The organism is Psychrobacter sp. AOP30-A2-5, assembly GCF_052378115.1.
GTDB lineage: Bacteria > Pseudomonadota > Gammaproteobacteria > Pseudomonadales > Moraxellaceae > Psychrobacter.
Genome location: NZ_JBQSXK010000031.1, coordinates 1 through 19,964, shown reverse-complemented (window position 1 = coordinate 19,964; position 19,964 = coordinate 1). Strand labels below are relative to the sequence as shown.

Annotated in this window: 19 protein-coding genes; 8 read left to right on the top strand and 11 right to left on the bottom strand. The window is 44.4% G+C overall.

What is annotated here, in order from left to right:
* Positions 1-69 precede the first annotated feature (69 nt).
* From ACT3S4_RS13650 to ACT3S4_RS13635, 4 genes are all read left to right on the top strand, one after another.
* On the top strand, positions 70-570 hold the full coding sequence (locus ACT3S4_RS13650) for a flavin reductase (RefSeq protein WP_060492047.1): 501 nt from the start codon (positions 70-72) through the stop codon (positions 568-570).
* Positions 571-647: 77 nt separating this feature from the next.
* Positions 648-1,481 carry a sulfite exporter TauE/SafE family protein gene (locus ACT3S4_RS13645; protein ID WP_444761249.1) on the top strand — a complete coding sequence of 278 codons (834 nt, stop codon included), beginning with the start codon at positions 648-650 and terminating at the stop codon, positions 1,479-1,481.
* A 159-nt stretch (positions 1,482-1,640) separates the two neighbouring features.
* A complete protein-coding gene (locus tag ACT3S4_RS13640) occupies positions 1,641-1,940 on the top strand; it encodes a LysE family translocator (protein ID WP_444761251.1) in 300 nt (99 codons plus the stop codon).
* 158 nt (positions 1,941-2,098) lie between these two features.
* Complete coding sequence (locus ACT3S4_RS13635; protein ID WP_109592026.1) at positions 2,099-3,043, top strand: EamA family transporter; 945 nt, start codon at positions 2,099-2,101, stop codon at positions 3,041-3,043.
* Positions 3,044-3,202: 159 nt separating this feature from the next.
* Here ACT3S4_RS13635 and truC read toward each other — a convergent pair whose 3' ends face one another.
* The 8 genes from truC to hisF form a co-directional block, all read right to left on the bottom strand.
* A complete protein-coding gene (gene truC / locus ACT3S4_RS13630) occupies positions 3,203-3,973 on the bottom strand; it encodes a tRNA pseudouridine(65) synthase TruC (protein ID WP_444761250.1) in 771 nt (256 codons plus the stop codon).
* 168 nt (positions 3,974-4,141) lie between these two features.
* Positions 4,142-5,986 carry a glutamine--fructose-6-phosphate transaminase (isomerizing) gene (gene glmS / locus ACT3S4_RS13625; RefSeq protein WP_444761248.1) on the bottom strand — a complete coding sequence of 615 codons (1,845 nt, stop codon included), beginning with the start codon at positions 5,984-5,986 and terminating at the stop codon, positions 4,142-4,144.
* 246 nt (positions 5,987-6,232) lie between these two features.
* Complete coding sequence (gene glmU / locus ACT3S4_RS13620; RefSeq protein WP_444761247.1) at positions 6,233-7,615, bottom strand: bifunctional UDP-N-acetylglucosamine diphosphorylase/glucosamine-1-phosphate N-acetyltransferase GlmU; 1,383 nt, start codon at positions 7,613-7,615, stop codon at positions 6,233-6,235.
* Positions 7,616-7,872: 257 nt separating this feature from the next.
* Positions 7,873-8,451, bottom strand: coding sequence for a phosphatidylglycerophosphatase A family protein (locus ACT3S4_RS13615; protein ID WP_444761246.1), 579 nt, complete (start codon positions 8,449-8,451; stop codon positions 7,873-7,875).
* A gap of 3 nt (positions 8,452-8,454) precedes the next feature.
* Positions 8,455-9,495: a thiamine-phosphate kinase gene (thiL, locus tag ACT3S4_RS13610; protein WP_444761245.1), complete on the bottom strand. Its 1,041-nt coding sequence runs from the start codon at positions 9,493-9,495 to the stop codon at positions 8,455-8,457.
* A 2-nt stretch (positions 9,496-9,497) separates the two neighbouring features.
* Positions 9,498-10,370 carry a transcription antitermination factor NusB gene (gene nusB / locus ACT3S4_RS13605; RefSeq protein ID WP_227676016.1) on the bottom strand — a complete coding sequence of 291 codons (873 nt, stop codon included), beginning with the start codon at positions 10,368-10,370 and terminating at the stop codon, positions 9,498-9,500.
* A gap of 221 nt (positions 10,371-10,591) precedes the next feature.
* Entirely contained in the window at positions 10,592-11,113 is a 522-nt protein-coding gene (gene ribH / locus ACT3S4_RS13600; RefSeq protein WP_444761244.1) for a 6,7-dimethyl-8-ribityllumazine synthase, read from the bottom strand.
* Between the two features lie 176 nt (positions 11,114-11,289).
* Complete coding sequence (hisF, locus tag ACT3S4_RS13595) at positions 11,290-12,072, bottom strand: imidazole glycerol phosphate synthase subunit HisF (protein ID WP_444761243.1); 783 nt, start codon at positions 12,070-12,072, stop codon at positions 11,290-11,292.
* A 188-nt stretch (positions 12,073-12,260) separates the two neighbouring features.
* Between hisF and ACT3S4_RS13590 the strand changes: the two genes are divergently transcribed.
* From ACT3S4_RS13590 to ACT3S4_RS13580, 3 genes are read left to right on the top strand one after another with little or no spacing between them, the layout of a single operon-like run.
* Positions 12,261-13,508: a homoserine kinase gene (locus tag ACT3S4_RS13590; protein ID WP_201560598.1), complete on the top strand. Its 1,248-nt coding sequence runs from the start codon at positions 12,261-12,263 to the stop codon at positions 13,506-13,508.
* A gap of 50 nt (positions 13,509-13,558) precedes the next feature.
* The gene (locus ACT3S4_RS13585; protein ID WP_227676017.1) at positions 13,559-13,870 is read left to right on the top strand and encodes a putative signal transducing protein; all 312 of its coding nucleotides are present in this window, start codon (positions 13,559-13,561) and stop codon (positions 13,868-13,870) included.
* Positions 13,871-14,779, top strand: coding sequence for a class II glutamine amidotransferase (locus tag ACT3S4_RS13580; RefSeq protein WP_201560599.1), 909 nt, complete (start codon positions 13,871-13,873; stop codon positions 14,777-14,779).
* Between the two features lie 12 nt (positions 14,780-14,791).
* On the opposite strand, the gene ACT3S4_RS13575 is transcribed toward ACT3S4_RS13580, so the two are convergent.
* Both ACT3S4_RS13575 and ACT3S4_RS13570 read right to left on the bottom strand, forming a co-directional pair.
* Entirely contained in the window at positions 14,792-15,379 is a 588-nt protein-coding gene (locus tag ACT3S4_RS13575) for a YchJ family protein (protein WP_201560600.1), read from the bottom strand.
* A gap of 45 nt (positions 15,380-15,424) precedes the next feature.
* Entirely contained in the window at positions 15,425-16,141 is a 717-nt protein-coding gene (locus ACT3S4_RS13570; RefSeq protein ID WP_193007540.1) for a metal-dependent hydrolase, read from the bottom strand.
* 460 nt (positions 16,142-16,601) lie between these two features.
* Here ACT3S4_RS13570 and acnA point away from each other — a divergent pair, with 460 nt between their 5' ends.
* Entirely contained in the window at positions 16,602-19,400 is a 2,799-nt protein-coding gene (gene acnA, locus ACT3S4_RS13565; RefSeq protein ID WP_444761242.1) for an aconitate hydratase AcnA, read from the top strand.
* A 63-nt stretch (positions 19,401-19,463) separates the two neighbouring features.
* Here the strand turns inward: acnA and ACT3S4_RS13560 are convergent.
* The coding region (locus tag ACT3S4_RS13560) for a hypothetical protein (protein WP_444761241.1) at positions 19,464-19,964 on the bottom strand (501 nt) is incomplete at its 5' end.

Sequence of the window (19,964 nt, the reverse complement as noted above, 5' to 3'; positions counted from 1 at the left end):
GCTTGTTTAAACTCATGAGTGACCTCAGTTATCAATGAACTTAAAGATTTAAAATTTAGGAGTTAAGTCATGATTGAAGCCACCGATTTTAGAGATGGTATGTCTTTGTTAACAACCGCGGTCAATGTCATTACCACAGAAGGTAGCGCTGGTACTCATGGATTTACCGCATCTGCGGTGTGTAGCGTTACCGATACACCGCCAACATTGCTGGTTTGCATGAATCAGACATCTCGCTCACATGCCCATTTTATTGAAAATAAAACGTTAAGTGTCAATGTTTTAGGCGCACAGCATGAATCAATATCTAACGCTTTTGCCTCCAAATTGAGTTCACAAGAGCGATTTGAATACGGCTCTTGGTCACCTCTCAAAACAGGCGCTCCCGTTTTAGAAGATGCGTTGGTCAGTTTTGATTGTGAGATTGAGGACATTCAGCAAGTGGGCACGCATAGTGTTTTCATGTGCCGAGTGGTCGCCATTAGACAAAGTGAGCAAGAGGAGAGTTTGGTGTATTTTAATCGTGCCTATTCTCGGGTTGGTCAAGTGGATCAAGCAGAAATCGCCTAAGTTGGCTTTTTAACTGATTGATTGTCACTGAACTAAAATAACCATCGTACTAACTCTACATAAGAAGTAAATATCCCGTGGAATTAATCATTTTTTTAATCATAGGCGCGCTAGCAGGATTTGCTGCGGGGCTATTTGGTGTGGGCGGTGGCACAATTATCGTGCCATTATTATTCATCGTCTTTACGCAAATGGGTTACAGCCCTGACAATATCATGCATTTGGCATTGGGGACGTCATTGGCGACCATCATTGTCACCTCTATCAGCTCGTTAATGGCACACAATAAAAAAGGCGCAGTCATGTGGCCTGTCTTTAAAAATCTGGCACCAGGCTTAGCGATTGGTTGCTTTTTAGGGGCAGGGATTGCAGGGCAGGTATCTGGGCTGTACCTTCAACTCATTGTTGGCGTATTTTTGCTGTGGGTCGCCTACAAGATGTTTTTCGGTGGCAAAAAACAGGTTGCTAATCCTGCTACCAATTCTAGTAGTGCCGACGATGCTAATACACAACTGCCTTCAAAACCTAGGCAATTAGCAGCAGGTGGGGTTATCGGTATCGCTTCTGCCATTTTCGGTATTGGCGGCGGTAGCTTAACCGTGCCTTATCTCACGCGTTATGGTGTAGTCATGCAAAAAGCCGTTGGCACCTCAGCAGCTTGTGGTCTGCCGATTGCTATTGCTGGAGCATTAGGTTTTATATTTTTTGGGATGCAGCAACGAATTGATGTGCCTAACACCATTGGCTTTGTGCACATTTATGCCTTTTTAGGGATCAGCATCATGAGCTTTTTTACCGCCAAGCTAGGCGCGAAAGTTGCTCATATACTATCACCGCAATTATTGAAAAAATGCTTTGCGTTGTTATTAACGGTTGTAGGGTGTTACTTTCTGTATAAGGGATTGGTTTAAGTCTTTATATTGGCGCGTTTAAACTGCAACGTTTAGATCGTTCAAAAGTTTATTTTGAGTGGTTCTCTTTCTTATATCAGTCTGCTTTAAGTGGTCTATTAATGGGTCTAAAGGGTGAAGTAACTGGTTCTGTTGGGGTATACTCTTTTGTTTTTCAAAATGGCCTTTGGAAAAAGAAAATCATTTGTCCTAGAGTCTGACAACACGTTAGATGTGAGTAGTACAAGTGCTAGTAGGTTATTCAAAGAGGGTTTGCTAACCTCCCTTTCTAACCCAAAACCTATCTTATTTTTTATGGCTGTATTTCCGCAATTTATCGATACTGAGCAAACCTATCTTTCTCAATTTCTAATTTTAGCTTCAGCTTTTTGCCTCTTGGTCTTACTAATCCATTTTTGCTACGCAGAAGCATTTGCTTTAGCCAGTCGGTATCTATGGAAAGCTCAAGATAACCTATAGTTAATTACAAAAATAGGCGGTGCAGCATTAATGCTCATTGCCGTTCTATTGTTTATAAGTGTAGTACTCACTCTCTAAAAGCATCCTATGGTTAATACGAGATTGTCATAAAATTTTTTTAAATATAATAATCAGCCATAACTTCCTAGGCCAACTACATGACTCCTATATACACTGCATTGGCTGTACTGGTTACTTTTATTTGGGGTGTGAACTTTACTTTTATTGCATGGGGGCTTGAAAGCTTTCCACCGCTAATGCTCACCGCCCTGCGTTTTTTCTTTACCGCTGTGCCACTGGTTTTCTTTCTGAAGCCGCCCAAATTTAACCGTACATTACTTATCTATGCTATCGGTACGTTTGTCATGCAGTATGCTTTTGTATTCACTGCCATGCACTTAGGGGCATCAGCAGGATTGACGGCACTATTGCTACAAATTCAAATTTTTATTACCGTATTGTTGGCGTATTTTATACTGGGTGAGGCAGTGAGTCGCATGCAAATCATCGGTATGCTGGTCGGTGTGCTAGGGCTTAGCGTCATCGCGTTGAACCTTGGTGGTGATATGCCTCTGGCTGGGTTTGTCTGTATCTTGATTGCGGCCATAGGCTGGAGTTTTGGTAACATTGCTTCAAAACAGGCGTCAACACAAGCGACGCAGCAAGGATCAGACGGGGCTATTATTCCGTCTAATACTGAAAGGAATAAGGCATCCGCGTTGTCTGCTCTCGCTCTCGTGGTTTGGGGTGGTCTGATCGCTTGCGTGATTTTAACTCTATCTTCTCTCATATTTGAGACCGAGGCATGGCAGCTGGCGACGTTTAACGAGGCATCGCTTAAGTCTTGGCTATCACTTGGGTTTATCGTGTATGTCTCAACGTTGATAGGCTTCGGACTGTGGGCGCATCTGCTTAGTCAAAATACGGCTTCCAAGGTTATGCCGTTTGCTCTATTGGTGCCAGTATTCGGTATGACAACCTCAGTGCTGCTTACAGGAGAGGTCGTGACATGGTGGAAGATGCTGGCAATGATATTGATATTGTCGGGGTTGGTGCTAGCGAATATAAAAATGAAACTGGGAAGAAAGCGCCAGCCAATATGATGTTAGCTGCTCTTATTCCTATAACAGCGCTTACGGTAAATAAAAATCCAAAAGCTCATAGCCGAAGATTGAAGTCCTCACTAAGGTATCGAACCTTCATATCTAGCATCAGTATGTCGACTTCTTTGATATGACTATCTAAGATAAAACCTACGCTGTTTAATCTTTAGCGCTGTCCACCCAAGAAAACTCTTCTAAGATACGCATCCATTGGTCGTCTAATTTAGCTTTTAGCAATAATGGCTCACCAGTGACGGGGTGGCTGAGCGCTAAAGTCTGAGCATGCAGCAACATGCGCGTACAATCATAGTGAGTACGAAAAAATCGTGTGTGACGTATATCACCGTGGCTAGTATCACCCACGATATGATGGAATACATGTCGCATGTGCCGACGCAGCTGATGCTTGCGCCCAGTCTCGGGTGTCAAGCGCACAAGACTATAGCGGCTCGTGTCATGCTTTTTTGATACGGCAAATGGTAGCTCGATTTGTGCCAAACTTTGCCAATGGGTCACCGCCTCTTGAGCGGGTCTGTCCAAATCGGCAAACTTATCGGCGATGGCATCGGGTTGAAAGCTGAGCGCATAATCTACGGTGCCTTGGTCTGGCATAAAGCCGCGTACCACGGCTAGATATTGCTTCGTCACGGTATGTGCCGTAAAGGCCTCGCCAAGGCTGCGCGCCACGGCTGAGCTCTTGGCAAACAATAATACGCCCGATGTGGGCTTGTCTAACCGATGCACCGGAAATACATGACAACCTACCGCATCACGGGTGAGTTGCATGGCAAAGCGCGTCTCGCCTTTATCCAGCCAACTGCGATGCACCAATAGACCAGCCTCTTTATTAATTGCCACCAGAAATTCATCTTCATAGATTATTTCTATTTGATTAGTGATTTGATTGGCGGTGCCGCTTTCGATATCCATGTTCTCATTGTCCATACTGTAGCTACTATAATTGTATAAGTGATTGATATTTTTCTATTTCGTTATTCACAAAAAAATCCTTCGCTATCTTATTCGTACCAGATAGCGAAGGATTCGGTGTAAAAAGCAACTAATTAATGATAATATTATTAAAATCAAATAATTATGTTACTCAACAGTCACTGATTTAGCAAGGTTACGCGGCTGATCGACGTCTGTGCCGCGCATTACTGCGACATGGTATGACAACAGCTGTACGGGTACGCTATAGACGATAGGGGCAAGCGTTTCACAAACATCGGGCACATAGACCACATGTAATCTGTCTTCTGCGACCATTTGACTAGATTCACTGGCAAAAACGAACAGCTCACCATGACGCGCGTGTACTTCTTGCATGTTGGCTTTTAGCTTATCAAACATGCTGTCTTTTGGCGCTAGTACGACGATGGGCATGTCTTTATCGACCAATGCCAATGGTCCATGCTTGAGCTCGCCTGCTGCATAGCCTTCAGCATGAATATAAGAGATTTCTTTCAGCTTTAACGCGCCTTCTAGAGCTATTGGAAACTGCAAACCTCGACCTAAGAACAAGCAGCTCTTTTTATACTCAAAATGCTCACTCATGGCTTTGATAGGCGCATCGAGGTTTAAGCTGGCATGTAGTTGACCACGTAGCTCTTGTAATTGACCAAGCAAGGTACTCAGGTTTTCGCCAGTCATACGCTCCTGAACGACACCCACTTTTAAGACCAATAGCATTAAAGCGGCGAGCTGAGTGGTGAATGCTTTGGTAGAAGCAACACCAATCTCGGGACCAGCAAGCGTTGGTAAAAAGATATCCGTCTCACGTACCAAAGAAGATGTCGGTACGTTGCATAATGCTAAGCTGACTAGACCTGCTGGCGTGTGCTTTTGAATATCACGTAGCGCCGATAACGTGTCTGCCGTTTCGCCAGATTGAGAAATACAAATGACAAGTGTGTTGTCGATGACGACAGGATTGCGATAGCGGAATTCACTAGCGACTTCCACGGAACAAGGCACACGAATAAGGCTCTCAAACCAATATTTTGCGACCAAGCCTGAGTGGTAACTGGTACCACAAGCGATGACTTGGACATGCTTAATGCCTTTTAATTGCGCTTCATTACGCTGTAAAAAATCATCACGCAGCTTAGACGGCTCATCGCTATCTACAGCCATCTCAACAGTACGGGCTACCGCGTCTGGCTGCTCATAGATTTCTTTGAGCATATAATGCTTAAATTCACCTTTATCCGCATTGTGCTGTGCCGCATCAATTTCATGTATCTGACGTTTTACTTCGACACCATCGGCATAAACCTGAATGCTACTGCGCGTCAATTTGGCGATATCACCTTCTTCTAGGTACATAAAGCGATTGGTGACCGGTAGTAGGGCTAATTGATCAGAAGCAATAAAATTCTCACCAATACCCACACCAATCACCAGTGGAGAGCCCAAACGAACAGTAATCAGCTCTTCTGGGCAGTCGATATGTAGAATACCAAGGGCAAATGCGCCATGTAATAACGGAATAACCGCACGAACCGCCTCTAGTAAATCAGGCGTTGTTTTGTAGATATCATTGATTAGATGAGCGACGACTTCGGTATCGGTCTGCGACGTAAATACGTAACCTTTAGCAATCAATTCTTCTTTTAATTCGGCATAGTTTTCAACGATACCGTTATGTACTACAGCAATCTTGCCTGATACGTGCGGATGGGCATTACGCTGTGCCGGCTCGCCATGGGTTGCCCAGCGTGTATGCGCAATACCAATATGACCATCGAAAAATTCAGGATTAACTGCCACAGCATCGACCAATGCTTGCACTTTACCCACTTGGCGCTCGCGATGGAGTTCGCCATCACGAATGACGGTCAGACCGGCAGAATCATAACCACGGTATTCTAGACGCTTAAGACCCTCAAGTAAGATATTAGCGATATTACGCTCAGCGACTGCTCCAACGATTCCACACATAACTATTCCTTAAATTCGATGTTTCATGTTTTAATTTTTAAAGGCTTCAATGTTTCAATGCTTAACCGCTCAAATACTTTGAGAGGCGATAATGTTCAGTCAATAAATAATAGAAGTTCATACTGGCAGAGCTTTTATACTAACAATTTGACGTTATAAATATAAGGAAGCAGCATCACAAAAATTGTCATGCTGCTTAGTATTACTTCAATAGATACTGTTCAAAATGCTGGTGATTGACCATTGCTATTTTGACTTTTTGGTCGGACGCTGAAAGTCGTTTTTCTGAGTTTGTCGTGCCCGTCCAAAGGCTAATGCTTTACTGTCGACGTCTTTAGTAATCACTGAACCTGCGGCAACCGTAGCGGTATCACCAATAGTCACAGGTGCCACTAAACTTGAGTTCGAGCCAATGAAGGCATTGTCTTCAATGATAGTTTGTGATTTATTGACACCATCATAATTGCAAGTAATGACGCCTGCGCCGACATTGACATCTGTACCAATGGTCGTATCACCGATATAACTCAAGTGATTAACCTTGCTACCATGACCGACCGTTGATTTTTTAATCTCGACGAAATTACCAACTTTACTGTTATCAGACAGTACGGTTTCAGGACGCAAATGGGCGAAAGGACCAACATCAACACCTGCCCCAATCTCAGCGCGATCAATCACGCAATAAGGTTTTATGTGGCAGGCATTACCAATGTGTGCGTTTTTGATGACACAGCCCGCTTCGATATAAACATTGTCACCTAAGACACAATCACCCTCGAATACCACACCCACATCGACAAACACGTCTTGACCCGCAGTCAAGGTACCGCGAATATCAACGCGACTTGGATCAGCAAACTGCACGCCCGCTTCTTGCAAGTCGGCAACCAGTTTGCCTTGCCAAGTGCGCTCTAAGCTAGCAAGCTGTTGGCGGTTATTGACGCCTTCAATCTCAAAGGTATGCTCAGGCTCAATCGCGACAATATTAATGCCTTCAGCGACCGCCATTTTAACAATATCCGTTAGATAGTATTCTTGCTGCGCATTGTCATTAGACAGCTTTGGCAGGTATTTATGCAATAACGCATTATCGACGCAGTAAATACCGCTATTAATCTCTTGGATTTTCTGCTCATCGGCGCTGGCATCTTTTTGCTCGACGATGGCTTCGATGTTGCCGTCTTTGTCACGTTTGATACGACCGAGACCAAAAGGATTGTCTACGGTCAACGTCAACATTGACATGCCCTCGGTGTTAGCCGCTTGTAGCGTTGCTAATGTCTGGCAGCTGACTAATGGCACATCACCATAGAGAATCAGGCTTTGCCCTTCTTTGGGTAATTCCGACAGGGTCACTTTAACCGCATGTCCAGTACCTAATTGCTCAGTCTGAGCAACCCAAGTAATAGGCAGATGCGCATATTGAGCATTGATATCTGCTTGGACTTGCTCGCCACCAAAACCATGAACAATAATGGTGTCGTCAACCGTTAATTGATGACATGTATCAAGGACATGACCCAATAACGACTTACCAGCCAATGTCTGTAGCACTTTTGGCTTAGCCGACTGCATACGCGTGCCTTTGCCCGCAGCGAGGATGATTACCGAGAGGGGAGTTGTCATAATAGCCTACAAATGTAACAAAATATAATTTCAAATTATAACGCAAACCGTCATTTAACTAAAACGCTATGTCGTGACATCTTTGTAACTTACGTTGCTTGTCATGGGCTTACCATTTACTGGTGACTTGCTGATAAATTGGCTATCGTCACAAATGCATTACTAAAAAAGCGGACGAGTCAAAAAAATGATGGACTATAAACGACAATCGGTTATGAAAGACCGTCGCTTATATAAAAGCGAGGCTAATTTAACAGCTAAAGGATGGTGGTATAGATAATGATCCAAACGGCTGCTGCCATGACCCCTGCGATGATGTCATCAAGCATGATACCTAGGCCGCCTGCGACTTTTTTATCTGCCCAGCCAATCGGTGGTGGCTTAATAATGTCAAAAAAGCGGAATAATATAAAGGCGATAATAATGGCAACAATAGAAGAGATTTGGGCGATATTTTGCCAAAAATTACCGTCAGCGATACCCATATAGGATAGCGGCAGAAGGGTAAGCCACATGCCTGCCCATTCATCCCAGACGATATGCGGGTTATCATGACCACCCATTAGCTCTGAGGTACGACCGCATATCCAACTACCAATCACACAAGAGAGACTGGTAATAATCAAAAATGGCACGAATCCTAAGCTTAGCAATGGTATCGCGACGATTAAGCCACCAACCGTTCCCCAAGTACCGGGTGCACGGCGAGGCAGACCACTACCCAAACCCAACCCAAGCCAATAAACTACGCGGTCAAGCATATTGGCATCGATGGGAAGAGGCGGGCAATCATTGGCTTTACGGATATCAGGCTTAGATAGGTGGTGATCAATCATGGGTTAACCTGCAAAATGTTGGTAACCCGTCAGATTGGGCCAAGTAGTAAAGGGGGCGGGATGGGTAGGTGTGATGGGCTGTCCTTGATAAAAAAGCTCTGGTGGTAAATTTTTGATAGAATCTGGCTCATTTACGGTTATGACTTCGCCGATACAGGTAACAGGCGTGTTGCTACTGTCATTAACAGGTGGTTCAATATGAGCAGGCAAAGTAAAAGCCAATTCATAATCATCACCGCCAGCCAGCTGGCACAACAAGCGCTCGGTTAACTCAGCGTTTGCCAATGCGTTGCTAGTAGGTAGCTGATCGAGATGAATGCGCATACTAACGCTGCTTTGTTGGCAGATATGTCCAATGTCTTGATACAGACCATCAGAGATATCTATCATTGACGTTGCACCGATTTGTGCTAGTGCTGCACCTAGTGCAATACGCGGCGTTGGCATATGTAGACGATGCGCAAGCTCAATACCGATAGCAGTATCAGGATGCTGTAGCGAATAAGCGGCATCGCCAAGCGTGCCTGAGACATAAAGTTTGTCGCCAACTTGCGCGCCTGAACGGTAGACGGCTGGCGTCTCTCTGGTGAGTAACCCTTGCGCGCTGACACTAAGCACTAAATTGTCGCTGCGCGTGGTATCACCACCAATAAGCGTCACCCCAAATAGCTGGCAAGCATGGAATAAGCCTTTAGCAAATTCACTTAACCAGTGCTCATTTGCCAAGCGCTGAGGTAAGGCTAACGCCAGTAGAATACTATGCGGAGTTGCACCCATAGCGGCAATATCTGAGACGTTCACTGCCACGGCTTTATAACCGATGGTAAATGCCAGCTTATTTACTTGTTGCCAATCGGCGCTGAAGTGTCGACCTTGAACCAGTGTATCAATACAGCTGACCAAGCGCGCGCCTGCAGGCAAGCTCATCACCGCCGCATCATCACCAATGCCTTTTTCGACAATGCCTTTGTCGACAATGCTAGACAATGACTGCGCAGCTTGCATTTGGGAGAATATACGCTCAATCAGCTCAAACTCATTCATGATTAGTCTTTGCTGTCTGCATCAGTGCGGTCTGTTTCAATCGCTTTTTTGCTCGCTTTAAAGTCACTAATATTGGCAGTAGCTTTACTAGCACTATTGCGTTTGACAGTAGCATTATTGGCGCTAATACGAGGCTTGTTTGAAGCAGTTGATTTTCCTTCAATGGCAGCTGTATCAGCACTACCTTCTATATCAGCGTTATCGTCAGCATTGGTAGCAGCTTTTATTACAGGTTTAGCAGCCGCTTTTTGTGAGGTGCGTAAATTGGCTTTGCTATCAGCTTCTACTTCAATAGCACGTAGCTCTACTGCCATTTTATCAAGGACGGCATTAATCAACTTATGCGCGTCAGTAGCGCCAAAGTGATTATTCAGCTTCATCGCTTCATCAAGTACCACTTTATAAGGAATTTCTAAACGGTTCTGTAGCTCGTAAGCACCAATCAAAAGAATAGCGTGCTCAACGGTGTCCAACTTATCGATTTCACGGTCAAGATGCTGAGAGATAAGGACATCTAGCGCCTCGATCTGCTCTGGGATGTCACGCATCATTTCATGATAATAGCCAATATGTACGGTATGCATGGCATTGGTCGCGCGTGTACGAGCGGCGATATCGTGTGGGGCATTGTCTTTCCAGCCAAGCTTACCATCGATATCGAAGCGGCGGTCAGTGACGAGCCATTCGTATAGACCTTGCATCGCAAAGCGTCGCGCTTTACGGATAGCGGTGTGACTGGTCTTGTAAGAAGACTCACTCATATCGAAGATTTGATCACCCGCACTGCTGCTCGCGATGCGCGTGGCTTCAGCTTGTTTATCATTGGTTTGGGCGGTTTTCGCAGCGCTGATAGCGCGCTTGAGTTGGTCAGTCATAGGGGGTCTATACCTAGTTGCTAAGATAAAAAGTTTTAAGATAAGAGTTTTAAAATAAAATGTTAAATAGTAGTTAGCTGGCAGGCTTTGCCAGTCGAGTTTTGTAGCGTACTTGGTAACAGTCTTTGTAACGCTGACGCTGTGGCTCTCGATAAAAACGAAAGCTCATAAGAACCACAGCGCTCATTAAATAACAAACAGCCTATCAAATGACGGCTTGATTAAGCGTCTTCACTGTCATCTTCAATATCTAACTGTGATAGTACCGCAAGCATTTCTAGTACAACCATCGCCGCTTCTGAGCCTTTGTTACCCGCTTTCGTGCCAGCACGCTCAATCGCTTGCTCAATGCTGTCAGTGGTCAAGACGCCATTGGCAACTGGGATATTATAGTCCATAGCTACCGCGCTTAAGCCTTTTGCAGATTCGCTTGCAACGAAATCAAAATGCGGCGTGCTACCACGAATAATCGCGCCTAACGCGACGATAGCATCAAAGCGATCAGACTCAGCAGCACGTTGAGCAACCAATGGCAATTCAAAAGCACCCGGTACGCGGATAACGGTAATGTTGCTACCCAATACACCGTGACGTAGTAGCGCATCAATTGCACCATCTACCAATGACTCAACGACAAAACCATTAAAACGACCGACGACGATACCAATACGAACGTCTTTGTTTTGATGTAAATTACCATCGATATGAGTCACGTCATTGCTCTGCTGTTGTAGATTTGACATAAAAAATCCTTTGCCGAATGGGCTTTTAATTAAAATGTAGGCATAAATAATGCGCTAAATATATCGCTAGGTTCAAATGGCTTATTATCCGTTAGATAATCAGTTAAATGAACGAAAATAAGTGGTTAGCGCTATGATAACATTTTTTTCTGTTTTATTTGTATTTTACGAGCGTACTATAGACGCATTTGTATGCCTTGCGCTGCCATATACGCTTTGGCTTCTTGAACCGTATACTCACCAAAATGGAAGATGCTGGCAGCAAGGACGGCATCGACGCCGCCTTCCAACACCCCTTCGGCTAAATGTTGCAAATTGCCGACGCCGCCTGAAGCAATAACAGGCACATTGACGCGGCTGGTGATTTGCTGCATTAGTGCCAAATCATAGCCTTTTTTGGTGCCATCACCATCCATCGAGGTGACCAGTAATTCACCAGCGCCAAGCTCAGCCATTTTGCTCGCCCAAGCCACGGCATCGATACCCGTTGGTTTGCGACCACCGTGGGTAAAGATCTCCCAACGCGGCATGATAATGCCATCAACATTAATGTCTGCAACGCGTTTGGCATCGATAGCCACGACGATACATTGGTTACCAAATTTCTGCGCCGCTTCACCGACGAACTCAGGGGTAAATACCGCTGCTGAATTAATCGCTACTTTATCCGCACCTGCATTGAGTAAGTTGCGGATATCCGCAATCTTACGCACGCCACCACCAACTGTCAGCGGAACAAATACCGTCTCCGCCATACGCTCAACGGTATGATAGGTGGTATCGCGCTCATCATTGGTCGCAGTAATGTCCAAAAAAGTAATCTCATCAGCGCCTTGTTCGTTGTAGCGCTTTGCGACTTCAACAGGGTCTCCTGCGTCTTTGATATCGACAAACTGTACACCTTTGACCACACGGCCATTATCAACGTCCAAACAAGGAATGATACGCTTTGCTAACATAGGGACTTTCGCCTTATAATCAATTCATTCTATAAGCGCTAGTCTAGCAAAATCACCGCCATCTCAGGCAGGTTTTCGCAAGATTATTATGCTTTTAGCCAAAGTTTGCTCATGCACGGTACAATCACTGTGATTACCGTCAATATTTATCCTATTTACCTTCTTTTAATTGCCATAAGTGAGATGTCATGTCCGTCTATACCCAGTTAACCGATGACCAGTTTGCCGCTTTTTGCCAGCGTTTTGGCGTGTCATTCGCGCGTGCCATTCCGATCACCCAAGGTATCAAAAACTCTAACTGGTTTATTCAGACGACTGACGATGTAGATGGCGCACACTCTTATGTGTTTACCTTGTTTGAAGAGCGTCCACCAGAAGATATCGAAAAAATGGCGATTATCTTAAATCAACTGGACGGTAAATTACCGGTCGCCGCGCCGTTATCATTGCTTGATTTAGGCGCTGATAGCGCAGAAAAATGCTATGTCATACGCTATGACAATAAAGCGATTACCTTAGTGCCATGCCTAGCAGGCTCGCATCCACAGCAAACCACACAAGCGATGTGTCATGAAATTGGCGCCGCTTTAGCGATGCTGCATGAGACATTGCAAGCACTACAACCTGCGGAAGAATATGGCGTACCTTTATATCCATGGGCGGATGTGCGCGATCGTGAAAGGCAGTTTATGCCAGCTGACGAAGCCAAATTGATGAGTGATATTTGGCAGTCTTATACGGATTTGCCGCTTGCGACATTACCAAAAGGCTTGTGTCATTTAGACATGTTTGCCGATAACACGCTATGGAACTTATCGTTAAATAATAGCCAAAAAGGTGAAGAACGTCTGACAGGGTTGTTAGACTTTACCGAAGTTAGCGTCGAGCATTATGTGATGGATATTGCCATTACCATTAATGATTTTTGTACCACGTGGGGCGATGCTGAGCAGGGTGAGTCGGTGAATTTTGACCGCAGCAAAATGGCGGCTTTCTTGCAAGGCTATGAGTCGAAACGCATGCTCGGTGAAGATGAAAAACGCGCGTTACCAGTGATGCTCGCCAAAGCGGCGGTGATTTTTTGGCTATTACGTCTCAACGTTATTCACTACAACCGTACCGAAGGTCGTACGGGCGATAATATCATGGTCAAAAATCCTGACCTGATGAAACGCCTTGCCGCTTATCATTGGTCACATGTTGAAAAAGCGCAAAGTACAGTGTTTGTACTAGAACATGCGCGTTATAAAGATGATGATAAAAATAACGATGTCGAAGATTTTAAGATAATCGGTGTGTTTGCGACTGAGCAACAAGCACAAGCTGCTATTGAGCAATTAAAATCACAATCTGGCTTTAAAGAGTATCCAAACGGTTTTCATATTGATGCTTATCCGTTAAATCAAATTCATTGGTCACAAGGTTTCGGTTGCTAATAGAATGATAGCAACGAGTTATATTTATAAATATTTAAAAGGAATTTATCATGACCGATCAAGTTGATAACTGGCACAAGCTGGCACGCTACGACACCAATATGCAAGGTGAACTGCATGCCAATCTGCTTCGTAACAATGGTATTACGGTGTCTCTGCAACCGCTGAGTGCGATGCCCGGTATGAACTCTGGGATTGTGCTGTGGGTACAGGATACTGATTTGGCGCATGCACAGCGCATTTTGGCAAATATTGACACCGATGGGGCAACGCCTTATGAGGTGTTTGATGAAACGTCAGCCGCCAAAATTAACCCTACTTTAAATTCTGCACAAGACGACAATAACGGCGGTGAAGTATAAATGTGTCAACTCTTAGGAATGAACTGTAATACCCCAACGGATATTGGTTTTAGCTTTGCAGGGTTTCGTCGTCGCGGTGGCATGACTGATAGTCATGAAGATGGCTTTGGTATTGCATTTTTTGAGCGTAGCGAATGCACTAATAGTGATAAACCAGAGAATGCTTCAACTGGTCTACGCTTATTCCATGACAATCGCCCAAGCCATTTATCGCCCGTGGCTGATTTGGTTAATAACTATCCAATCAAAGCCATGAATGTCATCGCTCATATTCGTAAAGCGACCCAAGGGCAGAATTGTTTGGCAAACACCCATCCTTTTGTCCGCGAAGTCTGGGGTGAGCAGTGGGTATTTGCGCACAATGGGCAAATGAATAGCGAATTTATCAAACGCTGTCAGCGCTTGCAAGACAACGGCAATGCCTCACATTGCCAGCCAGTCGGTTCAACCGATTCTGAGATGGCGTTTTGCTACCTTGTTAATCGTTTAAAAAGTAGCTTTAAATCGCGTCCTGATGACCAAACGCTGTTTAATTTTTTGACCACCCAATGTCGTTATTTATCTGCCAATGGCTTGTTTAATTGCTTGATATCGAATGGTAGCTGGCAATTGGCTTATGCGGGGAGTTTATTGTTTTATCTCACGCGTCAAGCGCCGTTTGGCGAGGCGAAGTTGGCAGATGATGATTTAGCCATTAACTTTGGCGATGTGACGACAGATACGGATAAAGTTACTATCTTAGTCACTGTTCCGCTCACTGAAAATGAGAAATGGCAGCAGTTGGCTGTCAATGAGTGCTTAATATTCCAAGATGGTGATGTTATTTATAAAGACAGCCCAAGTCAGCGTAAGTTTTTGACGATTGAGGAGGGGATTGCGGTGGCACGGTCAGTTGGGGCGAGCGTTTAGAGTTAACATAGGTTAAATATATATCCCACAACACCGCTTAAATTTCTCACCCGACCCGCAAACACACGGTTGCTTTTGGCTGACAGACATTGAAACAGTTGGATCTAAGAAATACCAGCGTGCATCATTATTGATTTTGTCTGTCACCTTCACAAAGGCAGACAATTCATGATGCGCCTGCACTTTCTCTTCTAAAGTACTTGCATTATTAGTTGGCTTGAAATAAGCCTTAAACTCAACTTGCGCATGGCGTTTGCCTAGCTTTGGCGTGTGCGCTACGATTGCTAGTCCTGCCCAATTTGTCTCTTTTGCCCACGATTCAATCGCCTTGATATCCAATAAGTTTTGCTGTGCTGGCAGGGTGGTCTTGATGATATAGTCTGGCTTAATCAAAACAAAGGCACTATAGCGCGTGCGCATGAGACGTTCGGCTGTCTCCGCTTTTATACCCTCTGCTTTGCCAACTTCACCATTATAAAGAGCATCATTATAAACAGCCTCATGATAAGGCTGACAGCAATCTTTATACAGTAGGGGTGAGCTGATAGCGCTTGATGATGGATGAATTTGGCAAGGGCAAACGTGTAGATTAGGTTGCATGTTTTATTCTCATTTTCGCTTGGGTTTTACTGCTTTACCGTATCTTTATCGCAGCATGCTTTTTATCAGTTCTGGCAATATGCCGACTTTTAGCTGTGCCCATGGTGCTGGGTCGCGCAGCTGCTGCCAAAACGCATCAAACGGCGGGGCAAAATAGACCAACATGGCGAGCAGTGTATATAGTAATAAATACCACCACTTATCTTTAGGCTGATAAAACTTCATCGCTGTACCTGATGAGCGCTTCATTTTCATATTCGATAAGTTAACACTATATAGCTCGTCCAATGTTAAATGCACTAGCGCGCCACCGAATAAAAATAAACCGTAAAACCAGCTTGCCGTCAGTGGAAGGTGCAAGACGTAGTAGCTTAAATAAGTCAGCCCCAAACCCAAAATTGCCATATAAGGCACGGAGTGAATCACACCGCGATGCACGGTCATGTTGGTAAAAATAGAGAAAACCACATAACGCATAAAGCCGTAGCCTGCTAGCCATAATGCAATCAGGGCGAGCAAACTCAGTTCACTGCGCCAATGCATGACCAAACCAAAGGCAAAAATAAATGAGGTGATATTAAAGCCAAGTTTAATCGGTGTCGAATTATCAGAATCCAAATCAGGCAGCAGCCCACCGATAGTGCCGAGCGCCACGCAAACTAAAAACCCCGAATCATCAATCAATCCCGCTTTATAAACCGTCAAACTGAGCGTACCACTGACCATGAATGCAACATTCAGGTGGGTGTTAAAATTTGCCATAAAAACTCATCAATAAATAGCGCGCGAAACGATTGTTTCGAGGCGTTTGCCTAGCGGTAAAAAAGCGCACCATAATAGCATAGCGCAGCCAAACGTCTAATAGATAAGGCTCGTATGCCGCGACCGGTTTACCCACTACCTTTGATTCTAATATTTCTTTGGAAAATATATTGATACTTAATAATAGAGCGTTAAACCCTTGTTACGTTTACGATTATGCCACGATTTGACAACGTCTAGACGTTAACAAAGCGCCGCCGTTTTGTTATGGTAAAAGAGCGTTATTGTTAAGTCCTAAAGAGTCGCTTAGCTATTTTGTTAACTCAACTTTATATTGTATTGTGTCAAATAATAACGATTTTGAATGCAACTCGTACAATCATCTATCTAGCCACCAATCCTCAGCATAAACCTATAACCGTTTAGGCTTAGGATCTATAACAACGATAAGGAAGCTACCATGAGTGATATTTTTAATGTAAAAGACACCATTACGGTCGATGGCAAGGAACATGCCTATTACAGTTTGCCAAAGCTGACCGAAACTTTCGAGCACATCAGCAAATTGCCATTTTGCATGAAAATCGTCTTAGAAAACCTATTACGTAATGAAGATGATGGTCAATCTGTCGGCAAAAACCATATCGAAGCGGTTGCTAACTGGGATGCAGGCGCAGAAGCGTCAAAAGAGATCGCCTTTATGCCAGCCCGTGTGGTCTTACAAGATTTTACGGGTGTACCGTCAGTTGTCGATTTGGCAGCGATGCGTGATGCCGTAGTAGAGCTTGGCGGTCGTGCTGAGCAAATTAACCCATTTATCCCGAGTGAATTGGTTGTCGATCACTCTGTACAAGTCGATGCTTATGGCCGAGAAGATGCACTAGACTTGAACGAAAAAATTGAATTTAAACGTAACAATGAACGTTATGAATTCCTGCATTGGGGTCGTAATGCGTTTAAAAACTTTGTGGTCGTACCACCAGCGACGGGTATTGTGCATCAAGTTAACCTTGAATACTTAGCTCGTGTTGTAATGGCTGCTGATGTCAATGTTGATGGTAAAAGCGAGTTGACGGCTTATCCTGATACGGTATTTGGTACTGACAGCCACACGACGATGATTAATGGTATTGGCGTGCTTGGTTGGGGTGTCGGCGGTATTGAAGCGGAAGCGGCAATGCTTGGTCAACCGTCATCAATGCTGATTCCACAAGTGGTCGGCTTTGAGCTAAAAGGTAAACTCACTGAAGGCGTTACTGCGACGGATTTGGTATTGCGTGTGGTTGAAATGCTACGTGCGCATGGTGTGGTTGGTAAATTCATTGAGTTTTATGGCGAAGGCTTACACAGTATGCCACTGGCGGATCGTGCGACGATTGCCAATATGTCACCAGAATATGGGGCAACCTGTGGTATTTTCCCGATTGACCAAATGGCGATTGATTATTTGCGTCTATCAGGTCGTGAAGAAAGCCAGATTGAGTTGGTCGAAAAGTATGCCAAGGCGCAAGGCTTATGGCACGATGCCGATACGCCAGCGGCAACGTATTCAAGTAAATTAGAGCTCGATTTATCATCGGTACAGCCTGCACTTGCCGGTCCGAACTTGCCACAGCAGCGTATCAATCTATCTGATATGCACGAAAAATTTGGCGAAACTTTAGAAAAAATGACCAAAGACCGCAAGTCAGAAGTCGAAGGCAAGGTACGCTTTGATGAAGAAGGCGGCGAGCAAGAGCAAGCGGATAGACTCTATGCTAAGCCTAATGTTTTCTCTGACGTCAATATCGATGATAAGAGCCATAAATTGCGTGATGGTTCTGTTGTTATCGCAGCGATTACCTCATGTACCAATACCTCAAACCCTGCGGTGATGATTGGTGCAGGTTTGGTGGCGAAAAAAGCCGCTGCAAAAGGTCTAAAAGCCAAGCCTTGGGTCAAAACTTCATTGGCTCCCGGTTCGAAAGTCGTCACCGATTATCTTGAAAAATCTAAGTTAATGGACGAGCTCGAAAAAACAGGCTTCTATTTAGTGGGTTATGGTTGTACCACTTGTATCGGTAACTCAGGACCACTCTTAGAGTCGATTGAAAAAGGTATCGAAGAAAAAGACTTAGTCGCTGCTGCCGTGTTATCAGGTAACCGTAATTTTGAAGGTCGTATTCACTCACATGTAAAAGCGAGCTACTTAGCGTCACCACCACTCGTAGTTGCTTATGCGCTGGCAGGTACGGTTGATATTGACTTAACGACGCAGCCGTTAGGACAAGATCAAGATGGCAAAGATGTCTTCTTAAAAGATATTTGGCCAACGTCAGATGAGATCAATGAGCTGATTGCCAATAATATCGATGCGGATATGTTCCGCAAAAACTACGGTGAAGTGTTTGACGGTAGTGCCGCATGGAACGCTATTAGTTCAGCCGATAGTCAGTTATATCCGTGGAGCGAAGCGTCTACTTATATTAAAAACCCGCCGTTCTTTGATGGTATGACCATGGAGCCAGAAGGTATTCCTGATATCGAAGGCGCACGCATCTTAGGGTTGTTCGGTGACTCAATCACCACTGACCATATCTCGCCAGCGGGTAATATCGATCCAGATTCGCCAGCAGGTAAGTACTTGCAAGAGCGCGGTGTGATGCAAGCCGACTTCAATAGCTATGGCTCACGCCGTGGTAATGACGCGGTAATGACGCGCGGTACCTTTGCCAATATCCGTATCAAAAATACCATGATGGCTGGCAAAGAGGGCGGCTATACTTATTACTTCAACGGCGATAGCGCCACTCTACAAGACGGCAAAGAAATGGCCATCTATGATGCGGCAATGAAGTATAAAGAAGATAAGCGTCCGCTTGTAGTCCTTGGCGGTGCAGAATATGGTTCTGGTTCTAGCCGTGACTGGGCAGCGAAGGGTACGATTTTGCTTGGCGTAAAAGCAGTATTGACCAGCTCGTTTGAGCGTATTCACCGCTCAAACCTCGTCGGTATGGGTGTACTACCATTAACCTTTAAAGACGGTGAAAATGCAGAAACTTATAATCTAGACGGCTCTGAAGTGCTTAGCATTACAGGTCTAGATAATGGCGAGAGCAAGACCGCCAAAGTTACGGCTACACGTGCCGATGGTTCGTCTGAGAGCTTTGATGTCAATGTCATGCTACAGACGCCAAAAGAGCGCGAGTACGTGCGTCATGGTGGTGTATTGCACTATGTGCTACGTCAGTTAGCTGCTGAGAGCAAAAACGCAGCGTAATAGTCAATTGAGCTTAGTATGACAAAAAGCCCAACCCCAGTCAAAGTAGGGGATTGGGCTTTTTTATGGACTTTTCTTCTGCTTATATTTATCGTCTTTACCAATCTCAATTAGTTCAGCATATATATATCTTAATTTACTCTCGTTAACTGAAAGCTCTAAACCTGCTTTATCAAACAATATACAAGTAGAAAGTATAGTGCGGTAAGCTAATTGAAACGGATTAAAATCTAGTGGTAAGCTATATGATTTATATAGACTTCGAGAACCGTGGACCAAGTTTGATCTGAGGTCATATATTTTGCTCAAATCACTCTTCCATCTATCTAGATCACCATGATAAACAGCAATGGTACAAGCTATACGATTACAGAAATTATTTGTTATATCTTTATCAGATAAAGTGACTAATCTTTCCATCGCAGTGACAAGTTTAATAATTTGAGAGTTTTCATTATTATCTTTTGCTGCCTCTCCAAACCAGTAGAATGCGTCAATTAAGCGGTCTGCTAAGCACTCTTTGCTATTGATAGAGCTTGCATGATTAGCAAGCTTGCTTATAAC